This window comes from Amycolatopsis sp. NPDC003865 (assembly GCF_053605345.1).
Genome location: NZ_JBSGJA010000009.1, coordinates 245,285 through 261,680, shown reverse-complemented (window position 1 = coordinate 261,680; position 16,396 = coordinate 245,285). Strand labels below are relative to the sequence as shown.

Below are 16,396 nucleotides of genomic sequence, written 5' to 3'. Positions count from 1 at the left end.
TAGCTGCGGCCTGGGCCACCTTTGCCCGCCAGCGTGTGGCGGTCCGGTAATGCACTCCGACCCGCCGGCTGCCTCTCCGCTGCCAGTTCCCGCTTCCACCAGCGCAAAGTAAGCCACCCGCTCGGCGGTCAGGACATGCGGCAACTCCTGAACACTCAGGTGTTGCAGCCACCCCTGGAAACCGCCCACCCAGGGGGGCGTCCCCACGTCCAGCCTATCGGCCCCGCCCGACAAACCCGCTGGAAAAGCCCTCTCGCGGCTTGGCTGTCCACAACTGCACCGCCCTGTGGAAAACCCATCGCGCCGCCCCTCACCCGGCGCTAAGTTCCCCTTCGTGCGCCGAATTCTCTTCGTCACCCCGCCGCCCCGCGACTGAGCGGGGTGGTCCTCCGCCGTGTGGCCTCCAGCGCCCGCGGCTGATTCGTCTTGCGTACCGCCCCGCGTCGTCGAACTCCCTTTTCCTTCGACGCAGGAGCGTTTCCCTTGCTCGTTCTCCCCACGCGCGCCCGCTCTTCGGCCGCGCTCGTCCTCGCCGGTGTCCTCTGGGGCACCGGCGGCCTCGCCGGCTCGCTGCTCGCCCAGCTGGCCGGCCTCCACCCGCTCGCCGTCGCCGCCTACCGGCTGCTCGTCGGCGGCGGGATCGCCACCCTGGCCGTCCTCCTCAAAGGCGGCGCCCTTCCGCGTACCGCCCCGGCGGCCCGGCGGCTCCTCGCCGTCGGCGGGCTGTTCGCACTCTTCCAGGCGAGCTACTTCGCCGCCGTCGCGTTCAGTTCCGTCAGCATCGCGACCATGACCACGATCGGCGCGGCCCCGGTCTTCGTCACCCTGGCCGCGGTGCGGAAACCGGGCCGCTGGACGCTCGTCTCGGTCGCGGGCACCCTCGCCGGTCTCGTCCTGCTGCGCTGGTCACCCGAGGAACCCGCCCACCTCCTCGGCGGCGTCGGCTTCGCGCTGCTCGCCGCGGCCGGCTTCGCGGCACTGACGCTGCTCACCGCGAAACCGGTCATGGACCCGCTGGCCACGACCGCGTTCGGCGGCCTGATCGGCGGCCTCCTGCTCACCCCCGCGGCGAGCTGGACGGGCATGGCGCTGCCGCTGCACGCCGACGTCCTCGCGGTGGTCTGCTACCTCGGCGCGGTACCGACCGCGCTCGCCTACGCCGCGTACCTGCGCGGCCTCGCGACGGCGCACCCCGTCCTGGGTGCGCTGTCGGCGGTGCTCGAGCCGCTGACCGCCACGGTCCTGGCCGCGCTGCTGTTCGGCGAACGGCTGAGCGTCACGGCGTGGTGCGGCGCCGGCGTGCTGGTCGCGGCGCTGGTGATCGGGTACTGGCGGCCGGAACCCCGGTAGCGGACGCTGCCCCTCGGCTCAGCGCGCGTCGAGGGGCAGCGACCGCCCCAGGATCGCGAACGGCCGCGGGTCGCCGGCGAAGTGGTAGTCGCGCAGGACGTCGACGAAGCCGGTGCGCCGGTAGAGCTTCCACGCCCGGCTGGTGCCCTCGGGCGTCGACAGCAGGACGTTCGCGCTCGGCACGCCGTCCAGCAGACCGCGCAGCAGGTCCTCGCCGATCTGGTGGCCCTGGTTCTCCGGCTTGACGTGGATCTCGGTCAGCTCGAAGTAGTCCGACAGCCAGCGCTCGGCCGCCTCGGGCCCGAAGCGGCGGCTCAGGCCGTGGCGGACCTGCTCGTGCCACCACTGCCCGGCCCGGCCGCGGTAGCCGTAGGCGAGCCCGAGCAGGACGTCGTCGGCGTCGAGCGCGGCCATGCAGCGCCAGCCCTCACGCAGCGCGTGGGTGAGCCACATCGGCGCGCGCTGCTCGGCGGTGCCCGCCGGGTACCGCATCGCCCGGACGTAGATGTCCAGGGCTTCGGGCAGGCGTGCGCGGAACTCGTCCGTCGAGAGCTGGACGTAGCGGGAGCAGCCGGCGGGCATCGCGGTCACAGCGATCCATCTTCCTCCGCGCCGTCGAGCGCGCCGGGGGTGCCCCCGGTCAAGGCCACCAGCTCGGCGAAGGTGGTCGGGTAGACGGTCTTGGGGTGCCCCGCGGCGGCCCACACGACGTCGTGGGCGCGCAGCGCGGTGTCGACGAGCGTCGGCAGCTTGGTGGGGTGCCCGGTGGGCGCGACCCCGCCGATCGGCTGTCCGGTGTGCGCCCTCACGAAATCGGCGTCGGCCTTGCCGATTTCGGCCCCGGCCAGGCGTTCGAGGGTGGCCGGATCCGCGCGGTGCGCCCCCGAGGTGAGGGCGAGGAGCGCGTTTTTGTCGGACCCCAGGCGGAAGATGAGGCTGTTGGCGATGGCGCCCACGGGCACGCCGAGCGCTTCGGCCGCCTGAGCGGCGGTCCGGACTTCGGCGGGCAGCACGCGGATGCCCTCGGCGGCGGCGTGCTGCCCGGCTTCGGCCAGCGCGGCCGCCACCTTGGCGACGGCGGGGTGGTCCAGCGAACTCATGAGCCTATGAGATCACGCCACCGACCTGGTGTCCCGCGGGATTCCACCCCCGGGGTTGAGCGGAGGCCGGGTGGAGGGTTACTCTGGATTTTGTTCGAACAGACGTTCGACATCGGTGAGCGCGCACCGGTCAGGTGCCCGGCTCCGGGGCGGGGGAAGCGTCTCGGCGCCGGGCACATGATCGGGCTCACCCGCGCAGCAGGAGGAGGGTCGTCATGTCCGTCGAGGTCGTGTCCCCCACGGAGCCGGGGCAGCCGCAGCTGCCTATGACCCTGCGCCCGCACACCGGGCGGTCCCCGCTGCGCCCGTCGGTGTCGTCGGCCCCGCCGGTCCCGGGGTGTGTGGAGCCCCGCAAGCCGCGGCGCCGCCCGGTGGACGCCGGCCAGCCGGAGCTGCCGATGACGACGGGTCCGGCCGCCGAGCCGGTGCCGCCCGCTGCCGCGGCGTCGGTGCCTGAGCAGGCTCGGCCTGCTGCCGGCGATTCCGCCGAGCTGCCGCGTCCGGCCGCCGTGCTGGAGTCGCCTGTTGCCGTGGGGTCGGTGTCTGAGCGGGCTCGGCCTGTCGGAGGGTTTGTGGCCGGCGATTCCGCCGAGCTGCCGCGTCCGGCCGCCGTGCTGGAGTCGCCTGTTGCCGTGGGGTCGGTGTCTGAGCGGGCTCGGCCTGTCGGAGGGTTTGTGGCCGGCGATTCCGCCGAGCTGCCGCGTCCGGCCGCCGTGCTGGAGTCGCCTGTTGCCGTGGGGTCGGTGTCTGAGCGGGCTCGGCCTGCCGGAGGGTTTGTGGCCGGCGATTCCGCCGAGCCGGCGCGTCCGGCCGCCGTGCTGGAGTCGCCTGTTGCCGTGGGGTCGGTGTCTGAGCGGGCTCGGCCTGCCGGAGGGTCTGGGGCCGGCGATTCCGCCGAGCCGGCGCGTCCGGCCGCCGAGCTGGAGTCGCCCGCTGTCGTGGCGTCGGTGTCCGAGCAGCCTCGGCCTGCCGAAGCGCCGCGGCCGCCCGCCGCGCCTGAGCTGCGACCGCCTGCTGCTGCTGATGCGCAGTCCCCGCTGCCGGTGCCTCCGCACCAGCCTGCCGCCGATGGTGAGCTCGAGCAGTCCCAGCTGCCCATGTCCCTTCGCCCGCCCGCTCCGCCCGTGGCCGCCGGGCTGCTCGCCCAGGCCCGGCGTGGTCTCGCCGAAGCCGAGCGCGAGACCGATCCCGTCGAACAGTTCGTCGGCGCCTACCTCGCCGCCCTGCGCGGGGCCGCCGCCGTGCTCGCCGCCCGGGGCCGTCCGCACCGGGGGCGTGCCCGGCCGGCCAGCAGCTGGGTGCTGCTCGACTCCGTCGCCCCCGAACTGCGTGAATGGTCCGCCTTCTTCGCGAGCAACTCGGCCGCGCGCGCCGCCGCGCAGGCCGGGATCACCGGCAAGGTCACCGCCGAGTCGGCCGCCGGGCTGGTGCGCGCCGCCACGCCCTTCCTCGAACTCGTCCGCCGCCTCGTGCACGGCCTGCCGATCACCGGGGAAGCCCATGTCGCGTGAGCACGGCCCGGTCGACCAGGGGCGGCTGCTCACCGCGTTGGGGATCGAAGGCCGGGTGCTGGCCGAAGCCGTCCAGGCGGCGCCGACCGAAGCGCCGGTGCCCGCCTGTCCCGGCTGGTCACTCGGCGAGGTCGCCCGGCACGTCGGGAGCCTCTACCGGATGGTCCGGCGCCGGCTGGCCGACGGCCGCGGCCCGGACGACTGGCAGCGCGACCCCGAGCCCGGCCAGAGCCTGACCGCCTACCTCGAAACCGGTCTGACGGAGCTGCTCGACGAGCTCGCCGCCCACGATCCCGAGGACCACGCCGACACATGGTGGCCGGCGGACCCGACGTACGGATTCTGGCGCCGCCGGATGCTGCACGAAACCCTGGTCCACCGCGTCGACGTCGACCAGGCGGCGGGCGCGGAGCCGCGCGGGATCGACGAAGACCTCGCGATCGACGGCATCGACGAGGCCCTCACGCTGTGGTTCGGCCAGAAACTGCCGATGCTGGGCCTGACCGGCACGAAGGCGGGCTCGGTCGGCGTGCGCACCGGCGCGCACAGCTGGATCGCGCGCGCCGGGCCCGACGTGACGGAGGCCTGGCGCTGCTCGGCCGAGGAGGCCGAGGCCGCGGACGACGTCGTCACCGCCGCCGAGCCCGAGCGCATCTACCTGTGGTTGTGGGGCCGGTCGTCCCTGACCTCGGTGACCGTGCGGGGCGTGCACGACCAGGCGGCCCAGCTCTGGGCGCTGCTGCGGCTCGCGACCCGATGAACCCGGTAGGTGGGGAAGCCGAACCGGAACTGTCGGGGGTGGCGGCTAGCCTGCGGCGCATGAACACGCGCCTGGTGAACCTGGTGATCGACGCGGCGCGGCCGAGGGTCCTCGCCGACTTCTGGGCCGCGCTGCTCGGCTGGCGCGTCGCCGTCGAGGAGCCGGACGAGGTCGACGTGCGCGCCCCGGAAACCGACGGCTGGGACCTGGACCTGGTGTTCGTCCCGGTGCCCGAGCCCAAGGAGGTGAAGAACCGGATCCACCTGGACCTGGCGAGCACGACGCTCGCCCACCAGGAGGAGCTGGTATCGCGCGCCCTGGAGCTGGGCGGCCGCCGCGTCGACCTCGGGCAGGGCGCCGTGCCGTGGGTCGTGCTGGCCGACCCGGAGGGCAACGAGTTCTGCGTCCTCGAACCCCGCGACCGCTACGCCGGGTCGGGCGCGGTCGCGTCGATCGTCGTCGACGCCCACGACCCGGAGCGCCTGGCCGGCTTCTGGACCCGGCTGACGGGCCGGCCGATCAGCGCCCGCGAGGGTGACGTCCTGGTCGGGCTGCGGGCGCCGTCGGGGCGAGGGCCGTGGCTGGAGTTCCTCCGCAACGACGACGTGAAGCGGGTCAAGAACCGCCTGCACCTCGACGTCGCGCCCCCGGCCGGCGCCGACCACGGTGCGTCGGTGGCCGAAGTGGTGGCCGCGGGCGCGGCGCCGGCCGACCTCGGCGGCCCGGACCTGCCGTGGCGCGTCCTGATGGACCCGGAAGGCAACGAGTTCTGCGTGCTGACCCCGCGCTGAGGCGTTTCGCCCGCGTTGCCGAGCCGTCCCGAACGCTGATCTGCGCGAAACACTCGCGTCCCGGAGCGGCAACACGCGCGGGGGACCGTGGGGGCATGGAGACCTCCAGAGCGTTGCCCCAGCTCGACCCGGCGGCCGACGTCGACGCGGGTTCGCCGTCGGCGTGGCGGGTGCGGGTCCGGATGCACGACCACCCCGGCACCCTGGCCCGCATCGCGATCCGGCTCGCCGATCTCGAGTGCAACATCCTCGGCCTGACGGTGCTGCCCGTGCCCGGCGGAGTGCTCGACGAGATCGTGCTGCGCCCCGCGACCGGCCTGCCCCGGCAGCACCTCGTCGACGCCATCCGCGCCGAGGGCTGCGAGTGCACGGCGATCATCGACGCCGACGTCCACGAGCTGGTCGACCCCTCGTCGTCGACGCTGCTCGCGACCCGGCGCGCGATCGACGACCCGGCCCGGCTCGCCGAGGTGCTGAAGGACGTGCTGGCCGCGGACGTGGTCACGCGCGTCCCCGCGGCCGAGGCGAACCCGGGCCGCACCGAGAGCGGGCACCGCGCGGTGTTCGCGCTGGGCGGCGGGGACGCGCTGGTGGCGCGGCGCCGGTGGGCGCCCTTCGTGCAGCTGGAACTCACCCGCGCCGAGGCGCTGGTGACGTTGCTGGGCGCGGCGGCCCGCAACGTCGCTGGCCCGGTGGTGCTGAACCGCCCGGACGGCGCGGCGATCGTCCTGCGCAAAGGCGTCCCGGCCGACGCCGACGCGGTGGCCGAACTGCACCGCCGCTGCTCGACGGCGACGCTCTTCCGGCGCTACCACACCGGCGTCCGCACGGTCCCGCGCCGCTGGCTGCACCGGTTGCTGGTGCCGCCGCGCGGGACGAGCGTGCTGGCCGTCTTCGGCCGCGACGTGATCGGGCTGGCCCAGCTGATCCCGTCGGCTTCCGGTGGCGCCGAGATCTCGCTGCTGGTGGAGGACGACTGGCAGCACCAGGGCATCGGCACGGAGCTGCTGTCCCGCCTGGCGGCGCTCGCGGAGGCGCAGGGGATCACGGAGCTGCGGGCGGACTGCCTGTCCGGCGACGACGTGCTGCCGCGCACGGCCGCTCGCGCGGGCCTGCGCACGGAACGCTCGGCCGAGGAGAGCACCCAGCTGAGGATGTTCCTGCGCGACTGAGCAGGCCGGGGCTCAGCCGGTCAGCGTTTCCAGAACCAGTCCTTCTCGCGAGCCTCGCGCAGCGCCGTCTTCTTGCGGTCGGCGGTCAGCCGGTCCAGGTAGAGGATGCCGTCGAGGTGGTCGGTCTCGTGCTGGAGGCACTGGGCCAGCACGTCTTCGCCCTCGACCTCGATCGGCTCGTTGTGGATGTCGACGCCGCGGACCTTCGCGTGCTTCGCCCGCTTCGTGGGGAACCACAGTTCCGGGACCGACAGGCAGCCCTCGTTGATCTCGTGCGTCTCCTCCGACAGCTCGGCGATCTCCGGGTTGATCACGTACCCCGTGAGCCCGGCGACGTCGTAGCTGAAGATGCGCAGCCCGACCCCGATCTGCGGTGCCGCCAGCCCGGCGCGTCCGGCGGGTTTCACCGAGTCGACCAGGTCGCGCACGAGCGCCTCGAGCTTGTCGTCGAACACGGTGACCGGGTCGCAGACGGACTTGAGGATCGGGTCGCCGAAATAGCGCAGTTCGCGCATCGCCATGAGCAGAACATCCTTCGTGCGGTGTCGAACCGGCAGCTTAGGCCCGCAGGCGCAGGCCCGACGGTGTGGCCCGGAAACCCGCCTCCCTCAGCACCTCCGCGAGCTCCGAGGTCAGGGCCTGCTCGCCGTCGGCGCGCTGGACCGACAGCTGGCCCAGCCAGCCCTCCCGCACCGCCGCCGACAGCGCCTGTGCCGCGTCCACCAGCGGTTGCCGCTCTTCCGTGAAGCTCAGCAGTGATTTGCCTCCTCGCTCGACGTACAGCGCCGGCACGCCGTCCACCAGCACAGCCAGCGCGCCGGCCTTGCGGGCCGGACGGTGTTTCGTGTCGCCCGTCGCCGCCGGCCACGGGAGCGCCGCGCCGTACGGCTGGGCCGGGTCCGCCGCCGCCAGCACCACCGCGCGGCCGGGCGCCGGACGGCCCGGACCCGACAGCGCGCGCAGCCGGTCCACCGCGCCCTTCGCCGCGAACTGGGCCGCGCCCAGCCCTTCCACCACGTAGCCGCGGATCACCTGGCCGGTGTCCTCCATGCCGCGCAGCACCTTGTAGATCCCGGAGAACCCACCGGTGACGCGTTCGGTGTCGAGCGCCCCGCGGGTCAGGACGCCGTGGCGTTCGAGGAACGCCTCCGTGCGCGCGTGGGCGCGGCGGGTCGCGTCGGTCTCGCGGTTCGGCGTCAGCGCCCAGCGGCCGGCGACGGTCGGCGGCCCCGACCGCGACGGCATCTGCGGCCGCCCCGCCCGCAGCCGCGCGTACCGGCCGCGGGGTGCCTGGCGCCGCGGCTTGTGCGCGCCGTGCCCGGCCACCTGGGCCCGCAGCGGCCCCAGTGTGTCGCCGGTGACCAGCCCTGCCCACACCAGGTCCCACAGCGCGGCCACCACTTCGGCGTCGTTCGGGGCCTTGTCCACCAGCACGCTCGCGCGGTCCACCAGCTGCCGGAAGAACAGCGCACCACCCTCCAAAGTGGACAGGAGAGCCTCGTGCAGCGGACCGGTCGGGATGTCCTCGACGACTTCCGGCAGCAGCAGGTCGGCGACGTCGGTGGGCGCGAGGGCGATCCAGCCGTCCCCGCCGGACAGCGCGCCGCAGCCCGCCCACGTGACCTCGCCCGCGGTCGTCAGCTCGTCCAGCAGCGCGGGGGAGTAGCCAGGCAGCCGCCCGGGCAGGATCAGCGACTCCACCGCGCTCGCCGGCAACGGCGCCCCGGCCAGCTGCTCGACCACCGACAGCACGTCGTCCGCCGTCGGCGCCGCCCGGACGCGGCCGCCGAACCCGTGCCACGACGGCAGGAACCGGCCCAGCGCCGCCGGTTCGACCGGCTCGACCTCGGCCCGCAGCTTCGCCAGCGACGCTCGCCGTAGCCGCCGCAGTACCGCGGAGTCGCAGTACTCAGTGCTGACCGAACTGCCCACGCCGTGGGTGTCCGGGTGCCCGACCGGGCTCAGCTCGCCGCGGACCAGGCGGCCTTCGCCGGTCATCCGGTCGAGGACCCCGGTGACGACGGCCATCCCGAGCCCGAACCGCTTGGCCACGTCCGCCGCCGCGAACGGCCCCCGGCTGCGGGCGTAGCGCGACAGCAGGTCGCCGAGCGGGTCCGCGACCGGTTCGGTGAACGCCTCGGGCACGCCCACCGGCAGGGCGGTGCCCAACGCGTCCCGGACCCGGCCGGAGTCCTCGATCGCCAGGAACCGTTCGGTGCCACCGATCCGCACGCGGATCGCCCGCCGCGCCGCCTCCAGCTCGGTGAGCCATTCCGCCCGGATCCCGCGCTCCGCGGCCTCCTCGACGGTCAGGTCGCCGAGGAACCGCAGCAGGTCGGCGGCGTCCTCCGCCGAGCGCGCGTGCCGGTCGGGGTCGAGGCGCTGCAGCGACCGGGTCACCTCGGCGACGGCCTCCGGGTCCAGCAGCTCCCGGATCGCCTCGGTGCCCAGCAGCTCGGCCAGCAGCGCCGAATCCAGCGACAGCGCCGCCGCCCGCCGCTCGGCCAGCGGCGCGTCGGTCTCGTACAGGAACATCCCGACGTAACCGAAGAGCAGGCTGCGCGCGAACGGCGACGCGGCCGGCGTCTCGACCTCTACGAGACGGACCTTGCGGGCCCGGACGTCGGCCATCAGCTCGCGCAGGCCACCCACGTCGTAGACGTCCTGCAGGACCTCGCGCATCGCCTCCAGCACGACCGGGAACCGCTCGTACTTCGCCGCGACCGACAGCAGCTGCGACGCGCGTTGCCGCTGCTGCCACAGGGGAGTGCGGCGCCGGGGATCCCGGCGCGGCAGCAGCAGCGACCGCGCCGCGCACTCCCGGAACCGCGCCGCGAACACGGCCGAGCCGCCGACCTCCGCGACGATCAGCTGCTCCACCTCTTCGGGATCGAGCAGGATGTCGTCCGCGCCGATCGTGACGTCCGCGCCGTCGGCGTCGAGGGCGTCGGGCAGGCGCAGGACGATGCCGTCGTCGGAGTGCGCCACCTGCGCGTCGACCCCGCGGTTCTCCCGCAGCCGCGCGGCGATCGCGAGGGCCCACGGCGCGTTCACCTGCGCGCCGAACGGCGAGTGCACGACGATCCGCCAGTCGCCCAGCTCGTCGCGGTACCGCTCCAGCAGGATCGTCCGGTCGTTCGGGACGTGCCTCGTGGCTTCCTTCTGCTCGGCCAGGTACTGGAGCAGGTTGTCGCACGCCCGCTCGTCCAACCCCGCTGCGGTGGCCCGCTCCCGTGCCTTGTCCGCGTCCGAAGTGGACAGTTCGCGGACGAACTTCCCCAGCGCCCGGCCGAGTTCCAGCGGACGGCCCGGCGCGTCGCCCTTCCAGAACGGCATCCGCGCCGGTTCGCCCGGCGCGGGCACCACGATGACCCGGTCGTGCGTGATGTCGGTGATCCGCCACGACGACGTGCCGAGCAGGATGGTGTCCCCGACGCGCGACTCGTACACCATCTCCTCGTCGAACTCGCCGACGCGCGAACCGGGCTTGTCGTCCCCGCCCGGCGTCATCACGGTGAACAGGCCGCGGTCCGGGATCGTGCCGCCGGAAGTGACGGCGAGGCGCTGCGAGCCGGGGCGCCCGCGCAGCTCGCCGCCGACGCGGTCCCACGTGATCCGCGCCCGCAGCTCGCCGAACTCCTCGCTCGGGTACCGGCCGGCGAGCATGTCGAGCACCGCGTGCAGCGCGTCGTCCGGCAGCGACGCGAACGGCGCCGCCCGCCGCACCAGCGCCGCCAGGTCCGGCACCGTCCAGGGCTCCAGCGCCACCATCGCGACGACGTGCTGCGCCAGCACGTCCAGGGGGTTGCGCGGGTAGCGGACGGCCTCGATCGCGCCGGCCGCCATCCGTTCGGCGACCACCGCGCAGGAGACGAGGTCGCCGCGGAACTTGGGGAACATCACGCCGGAAGAGACCGCACCGACCTGGTGCCCGGCGCGGCCGACGCGCTGCAGGCCGGACGCCACCGTCGGCGGCGCCTCGATCTGGACGACCAGGTCGACCGCGCCCATGTCGATGCCCAGCTCCAGCGACGACGTCGCCACCACACACGGCAGCCGCCCGGACTTGAGGTCCTCCTCGACGTGGGTGCGCTGCTCCCGCGACATGGACCCGTGGTGCGCCCGGGCGATCACCGGCGGCGCACCGGTGCTGACCCCGGACTGCCCGACGGCCTCGGCCGGGAACGAGTCCTCCGGCGTGAGCTCCGTCTGCTCCGCGGCCAGTTCGTTGAGCCGGGCCGTCATCCGCTCGGTGAGCCGGCGGGAGTTGGCGAACACGATGGTCGACCGGTGGGCCCGGATCAGGCTCAGCACGCGCTCTTCGACGGCCGGCCAGATCGACGGCCGCTGCACGGGGTTGCCCGCGATCTCCTCCAGCGTCCCCAGGCCGCCCGGGGCGATGTCGCCGGGCGGGAACGCCTCGGTCAGCGACTCGAGGGACTCCAGCGCGTCGAGCGGGCTCGGCGCCGGGCCGCTGCGCGGTGCGTCGAGGTTGCTCATGTCCTCGACCGGCACCTCGACGCGCACTTCGATGGTTTTCGCCAGCTTCGGCTGGACCACCCGCACCGGACGGCCGCCGGCCAGGAACGCGCTCACCTCGTCGATCGGGCGGACCGTCGCCGACAGGCCGATCCGCTGCGCCGGCTTCGGCAGGAGCGAGTCCAGCCGCTCCAGCGACAGCGCCAGGTGCGCGCCGCGCTTGCCGCCGGCGACCGCGTGCACCTCGTCGACGATCACGGTCTCCACGCCGCGCAGCGACTCCCGCGCCGACGAGGTGAGGATGAGGAACAGCGACTCCGGCGTGGTCACCAGCACGTCCGGCGGGGTCTTGCCGAACGAGCGGCGCTCGGCCGCGGTGGTGTCGCCGGTGCGCATGCCGACCTCGATCTCGGGCACCGGGAGCCCGAGCCGCCGGGAGGCCTGTGAGATGCCGGCGAGCGGGGCGCGCAGGTTCCGCTGGACGTCGACGGCCAGGGCCTTCAGCGGCGAGACGTAGAGGATCCGGCAGCGTTTGGTGGCCTCCGCCGGCGGTGGTTCCACGGAAAGCCGGTCCAGCGCCCACAGGAACGCGGACAGGGTCTTGCCGGACCCGGTCGGCGCGACGACGAGGGCGTGCTCGCCCGCGTGCGCCGCCTGCCAGGCGCCTTCCTGGGCCGCGGTGGGCGCGGCGAAGGCCCCCGCGAACCAGTCCCGGGTCGCGGGGGAGAAGAGGTCGAGCACGTCAACTGCCACGTCGTCCATGATGCGCGGCACCACCGACAGTTTCGGGCCGGTCGGCCACGATCACGCTGTCGGCGAACGCCGGGTACACCGCGTCGATCTCCGGCTCGTCGGTGATCAGCCGGTACTCGCGGTCGAGCGGCGTCCAGTAGGAAAAAGGGGCCTGGTCCAGCTTGGAGTGGTCGGCCAGCACGTAGGCCTCGGCGCCCGCGTGCAGCATCGCGTGCTTGACCACCGACTGCTCCAGTGACGGGCAGCACAGCCCCCGCCCGGGCACCACGCCGTCCGCGCCCAGGAATACCCGATCGGGGGAGATGTGCCGCAGCTGGGCGAGCACGCTCTCGCCGAGGATGGCCTCGTTGGGGTGCCGCAGCCGGCCGCCGAGGACGATCAGGTCGATCCCGGCGAAGCCGGCCAGCTCGCGGATGGCGGTGACGCCGTTCGTGACCACGGTCAGCCCCTCGCGGTGGGCGAGGTGGCGGGCGAGCCTGCCGGTGGTCGTGCCGGCGTCGAGCAGCACGACTTCGCCGTCGCGCACCAGCGCTGCGGCCTGCCGGGCGATGGCGTCCTTCGCCGCCGCGTTCTCGCGGTCCTTCTCGCGCGGGCTGCGTTCGGTGTCGAGCGCGCCGCCGTAGGTGCGCACGACGTGCCCGGCGCCGGCGAGGGAGGCGAGGTCGCGGCGGATCGTCGACTCCGAGACACCGAACTCCTCGGCCAGCTCCGCGATGCCGCCCGAGCCGTCGCGGACGGCCTCGAGGAGCATCGCGCGCCGGTCACGGGTTCCTGGTCGCGGCTGGGACATGCGCCGAGTCTTCCACGACGGCCGGTTTCAGTCCGAAGAACGCCAGCGCGGCGGCCACGGCGAGGAACGCCGCCAGCACGACGAACCCGGTGGTCGCGCCGCCGGTGACGTCGGTGAGCCAGCCGACCAGGTAGGGCCCGGCGAACCCGCCGAGGTTGCCCAGCGCGTTGATCAGGCCCATCGCCACGGCCACGACCTCGATGCCGAGGATGCGGCTGGGAATGGCCCAGAACGGCCCGTACGGCATGTAGACGCCGGTCGCGACGACGCAGAGCAGCACCAGCTGCACCCACGCCGGCCAGTGCACGAGGTTGCCGAGCAGCAGTCCGGCGATGGCCACGACCAGCGGCACGGCGACGGCCAGCCGCCGGTTGCCGGTGCGGTCCGACCAGTGCGCGCACGCGACCATCCCGGCCAGCGCCAGCACGTACGGCACCGCCGACAGGAACCCGACGGCGGTGGCCGAGCCGCCCGTCATCGTCTTCACGACCGACGGCAGCCACAGGCTGAAGCCGTAGAAGCCGGTGATCCAGAAGAAGTAGACGCCGATCAGCAGCAGCACCTGCCGGTTGGCCAGTGCCTGCCGGTAACCCTGCCTGACGAACGCGGGCTTCGCTTCTTCCTCGGCCCGCAGGGTGGTTTCGAGGTACTCGCGTTCCTCCGCGGAGATCCAGCGGGCCTTCGCCGGCCGGTCGGCCACCGCGAACCACCAGACGACCGCCCACAGCAGCGGCGGCAGGCCCTGGATGACGAACACCCAGCGCCAGGACATGTGGTCGAGCATCAGCCCGGACAGCGGGGACATGACGATCGCCGAGATCGGCAGGCACGTCATCCACAGCGCGTTCGCCCGGGCCCGTTCGGCCTGCGGGAACCAAGACGCTAGCAGGATCAGCACCGCCGGCCACACACCGCCCTCGAACAGCCCGAGCAGCAGCCGCGCCAGGTGCAGCTGCGTCTCGTTCCGCACCAGGCCGCAGAGCACCGCCGCGAACGCCCACGCGATCATCAGGATCAGCACCGTCTTGCGGGCGCTCCACTTCGCCGCCAGCACCGCGGCCGGGATCTGCAGCACGAGGTAGCCGACGAAGAAGATGCCGCTCGCCAGGCCCTTCGCGCTGGCCGACAACGGGAAGTCGTCGCCGATGTAGGGCAGGATCACCGCGACGTTCGTGCGGTCGAGGTAGGCCAGCATGTACATGACCACGGCGACCGGGATGACGTACGCCCAGCGCTTGCGGGGGATCACCGGACGCCCGGCGGGTAGATGGCGGGCAGCTTCCGCGCGTACGGCGCCAGCGTGGCCGCGGCCTTGAACGCCGCGCGCATCGTGCCGTGCGACGCGCGGCCGGTGCCGGCGATGTCGAACGCCGTGCCGTGGTCGACCGAGGTGCGCAGGATCGGCAGGCCGACCGTCACCGAGACCGTGCCGTCGAAGTCGTACGTCTTCGACGCGATGTGCCCCTGGTCGTGGTAAAGCGAGAGCACGCCGTCGAACCGGCCCTGGATCCCTTGGTGGAACACGGAATCCGCCGGGATCGGACCGACGACGTCGAGCCCGGCGGCGCGCGCGGCGGCCACCGCGGGCGCGATCGCGACGATCTCCTCGTCGCCGAACTTGCCGTTCTCGCCGCCGTGCGGGTTCAGCGCCGCCACGGCGAGTCTCGGTTTCTCCGTGCCGAAGACTTCGAGCGCGGTGTAGGCCTCGCGGATCGCGTGCTCGATGTTCTCCCGCGTGATCCGGTCGATCGCTTCGCGCAGCGAAAGGTGCCGGGTGGCGAAGAAGATCTTCAGCCCGGACACCCAGAACATCGTGTTGAACCGGGTCGAGCCGGTCAGCTCGCCGAGCATCTCGGTGTGCCCGAGGTGCTTCGAGCCCGCCGCCCAGATCGCCTCCTTGTTGATCGGCGCCGTCACGACCGCGTCGACCTCGCCGGCCAGCGCGAGCCGGGTGGCCACTTCGATCGCGCCGACGGCGGCGGCACCCGCGGTCGCGTTGACTTCGCCCCACGGCAGGTCCTCCCGGACCACGCCGAGGTTGAGGATGTCGATCACGCCGGTGGTGAAGCGCGCGTCGGCGACCGTGGCGATCGGGTTGATCTCCAGGTGCAGGCCGAGGTGCCGGACCAGGCGTTCCAGCACGATCGCGTCGCCGACCGCCACCCCGCGGGCCAGCTGCAGGGACTCGGGCTCGGCGAGGGTCTTGAGGGTGATCTCCGGGCCGATGCCGACGGGGTCGCCGAGGGTGACGGCGAGGATCGGGAGGTCGCTCACGGGTTCTTCCTTCCGGTGGCCAGCACGTGGTTGAGGTGTTCCAGGCAGGCGACGGCGGCGTCCCGGCCGCCGATCAACCCGCCCTTGGTGGCGAAGGGGAGCCCGCTGTGCGGGCCGCCGGAAAGCCGCCCGGCGACCGCCAGCGGCAGCACTTCGGTGTCGATCTCGAAGCCGTCGGCCTCGAGTGCCTTCGTGACCTCGACGGCGATGTCACCGCCGGTGGCGTAGAGCCCGCCGATCCGGTGCGCGCCGAGCACCAGCCGGGTCGCTTCGCCCAGCGCCGGCGGGATCCGCGCCGCGACGCCCGCGTCGACCGGCGCGCCCGGCGCGGGTGCGACGGTCCGGATGCCGACCACGCGGTGCCCGGCGGCGAGGAGTTCCCCGGCCGCGGCCGCGATCGCCGGCGGATCGGGCCGGTCCGGGTCGACGTCGACGTACCGCGCGTCCAGCACCAGCTCGGTTTCCAGCACCTGATCACGGGTCTGCCCGGTGATGCTGCCGATCACCGCGAGCACCGGCGGGACGGTGCCGTGGCCGGGCGCGAGGCCCAGCGCGGCCGCCAGCCGGACGCCGAACGGCCCGGAATCCACGGATATCCAGCGCGTGCCTTCGGCCGCGAGCCGGGCGGCCGCCTTGGCGACGGTGGTGAGGTGCCGGTTCGTCGTGGCGTCGCAGACGACGACCCCGGCCGGACCGCGCAGGGCCGCCTCGACCGCGTCGACGCCTTCTTCGACGACGTCCAGTGGCAGCTCGGCGATCTCGCGGTCGGTGGGCCGCAGCAGCGTGCGGATCCGCGACGTCCCGACCGGGGCGAGGGGGTCGCGGGCGGCCGGGCTTTCGGCCAGCGGCACGCCGTCGACCAGGTGCAGGCCGCCGAGGGTGACCCGGCCGGCGTCCGGGAACGCGGGCACGACCAGGGCGCGGGCGTCGGGCGCCGAGGCCAGGACGGCCTCGGTCTCCACCCCGACGTTGCCGCGCAGGGTCGTGTCCACGCGCTTCACCGTCAGCTCGACGGGCCCGGCCAGCTCGACCGCCTCCCGGACCGCCCGCGCGGCGTGTGGCGGCGAGGCGTGCCGGGTACCCAGGTTGACCACCAGCGCGTCGATCCCGCTTCCCGCGCGGAGGCAGGGCGCGTCCGGTTCGAGCGGCGCGTTGACGGAAACCGCGCGCAGCCCGAAGCGGGCGTACAGCGCTCCGGTCGCGTTGCTGCCGGTCAGGTCGTCCCCGAGGACGAGCAGTTTCGGCATCACCCGCTCCTTTGCGCAGTTCGTGCAACTCGATTGACCGAACTGCGCAACTATCGTGCACCGTGATCCACCTCTCCGTCAAGCGGCGGTGACTTTCGCGGGTCCGCACGCACGGTGACCGCGCGCATGGCAGCATCACCGCGAACGCCGTCACGGCGTGTTTCGCGAA

General features: G+C 73.8%; 13 protein-coding genes. 5 read left to right on the top strand and 8 right to left on the bottom strand.

The genetic code is table 11. The features are described from left to right. The first annotated feature begins 483 nt into the window (after positions 1–483). Positions 484–1,350: a DMT family transporter gene (locus ACWEVP_RS22825; protein ID WP_452064578.1), complete on the top strand. Its 867-nt coding sequence runs from the start codon at positions 484–486 to the stop codon at positions 1,348–1,350. An 18-nt stretch (positions 1,351–1,368) separates the two neighbouring features. Here the strand turns inward: ACWEVP_RS22825 and ACWEVP_RS22820 are convergent, their stop codons facing one another. Next, complete coding sequence (locus ACWEVP_RS22820; protein WP_452064577.1) at positions 1,369–1,941, bottom strand: GNAT family N-acetyltransferase; 573 nt, start codon at positions 1,939–1,941, stop codon at positions 1,369–1,371. Next, the gene (locus tag ACWEVP_RS22815) at positions 1,938–2,450 is read right to left on the bottom strand and encodes a YbaK/EbsC family protein (RefSeq protein WP_452064576.1); all 513 of its coding nucleotides are present in this window, start codon (positions 2,448–2,450) and stop codon (positions 1,938–1,940) included. Before ACWEVP_RS22815 ends, ACWEVP_RS22820 begins: the two co-directional genes overlap by 4 nt. A 1,097-nt stretch (positions 2,451–3,547) precedes the next feature. Between ACWEVP_RS22815 and ACWEVP_RS22810 the strand changes: the two genes are divergently transcribed. The 4 genes from ACWEVP_RS22810 to ACWEVP_RS22795 all read left to right on the top strand — a co-directional run bounded on the left by ACWEVP_RS22810 (position 3,548) and on the right by ACWEVP_RS22795 (position 6,684). Further along, positions 3,548–3,961, top strand: coding sequence for an SAV_6107 family HEPN domain-containing protein (locus tag ACWEVP_RS22810; protein ID WP_452064575.1), 414 nt, complete (start codon positions 3,548–3,550; stop codon positions 3,959–3,961). Then, a complete protein-coding gene (locus ACWEVP_RS22805; RefSeq protein WP_452064574.1) occupies positions 3,951–4,721 on the top strand; it encodes a maleylpyruvate isomerase family mycothiol-dependent enzyme in 771 nt (256 codons plus the stop codon). The genes ACWEVP_RS22810 and ACWEVP_RS22805 overlap by 11 nt, the downstream gene beginning before the upstream one ends. Before the next feature lie 59 nt (positions 4,722–4,780). After that, a complete protein-coding gene (locus tag ACWEVP_RS22800; protein ID WP_452064573.1) occupies positions 4,781–5,512 on the top strand; it encodes a VOC family protein in 732 nt (243 codons plus the stop codon). A gap of 95 nt (positions 5,513–5,607) precedes the next feature. Beyond that, a complete protein-coding gene (locus tag ACWEVP_RS22795) occupies positions 5,608–6,684 on the top strand; it encodes a GNAT family N-acetyltransferase (protein WP_452064572.1) in 1,077 nt (358 codons plus the stop codon). Positions 6,685–6,704: 20 nt separating this feature from the next. Here ACWEVP_RS22795 and def read toward each other — a convergent pair whose 3' ends face one another. The 6 genes from def to ACWEVP_RS22765 are packed head-to-tail and all read right to left on the bottom strand — an operon-like array spanning position 6,705 to position 16,227. Then, positions 6,705–7,205: a peptide deformylase gene (gene def / locus ACWEVP_RS22790; RefSeq protein WP_452064571.1), complete on the bottom strand. Its 501-nt coding sequence runs from the start codon at positions 7,203–7,205 to the stop codon at positions 6,705–6,707. 37 nt (positions 7,206–7,242) lie between these two features. Then, positions 7,243–11,925, bottom strand: coding sequence for a DEAD/DEAH box helicase (locus ACWEVP_RS22785; protein ID WP_452064570.1), 4,683 nt, complete (start codon positions 11,923–11,925; stop codon positions 7,243–7,245). Continuing rightward, entirely contained in the window at positions 11,906–12,706 is an 801-nt protein-coding gene (locus ACWEVP_RS22780; protein WP_452064569.1) for a DeoR/GlpR family DNA-binding transcription regulator, read from the bottom strand. Before ACWEVP_RS22780 ends, ACWEVP_RS22785 begins: the two co-directional genes overlap by 20 nt. Continuing rightward, on the bottom strand, positions 12,678–13,955 hold the full coding sequence (locus ACWEVP_RS22775; RefSeq protein ID WP_452064568.1) for an MFS transporter: 1,278 nt from the start codon (positions 13,953–13,955) through the stop codon (positions 12,678–12,680). The genes ACWEVP_RS22780 and ACWEVP_RS22775 overlap by 29 nt, the downstream gene beginning before the upstream one ends. Next, entirely contained in the window at positions 13,952–14,980 is a 1,029-nt protein-coding gene (pdxA, locus tag ACWEVP_RS22770; RefSeq protein WP_452064567.1) for a 4-hydroxythreonine-4-phosphate dehydrogenase PdxA, read from the bottom strand. The genes ACWEVP_RS22775 and pdxA overlap by 4 nt, the downstream gene beginning before the upstream one ends. Then, positions 14,977–16,227: a four-carbon acid sugar kinase family protein gene (locus ACWEVP_RS22765; RefSeq protein WP_452064566.1), complete on the bottom strand. Its 1,251-nt coding sequence runs from the start codon at positions 16,225–16,227 to the stop codon at positions 14,977–14,979. Before ACWEVP_RS22765 ends, pdxA begins: the two co-directional genes overlap by 4 nt. Positions 16,228–16,396: the final 169 nt, after the last annotated feature.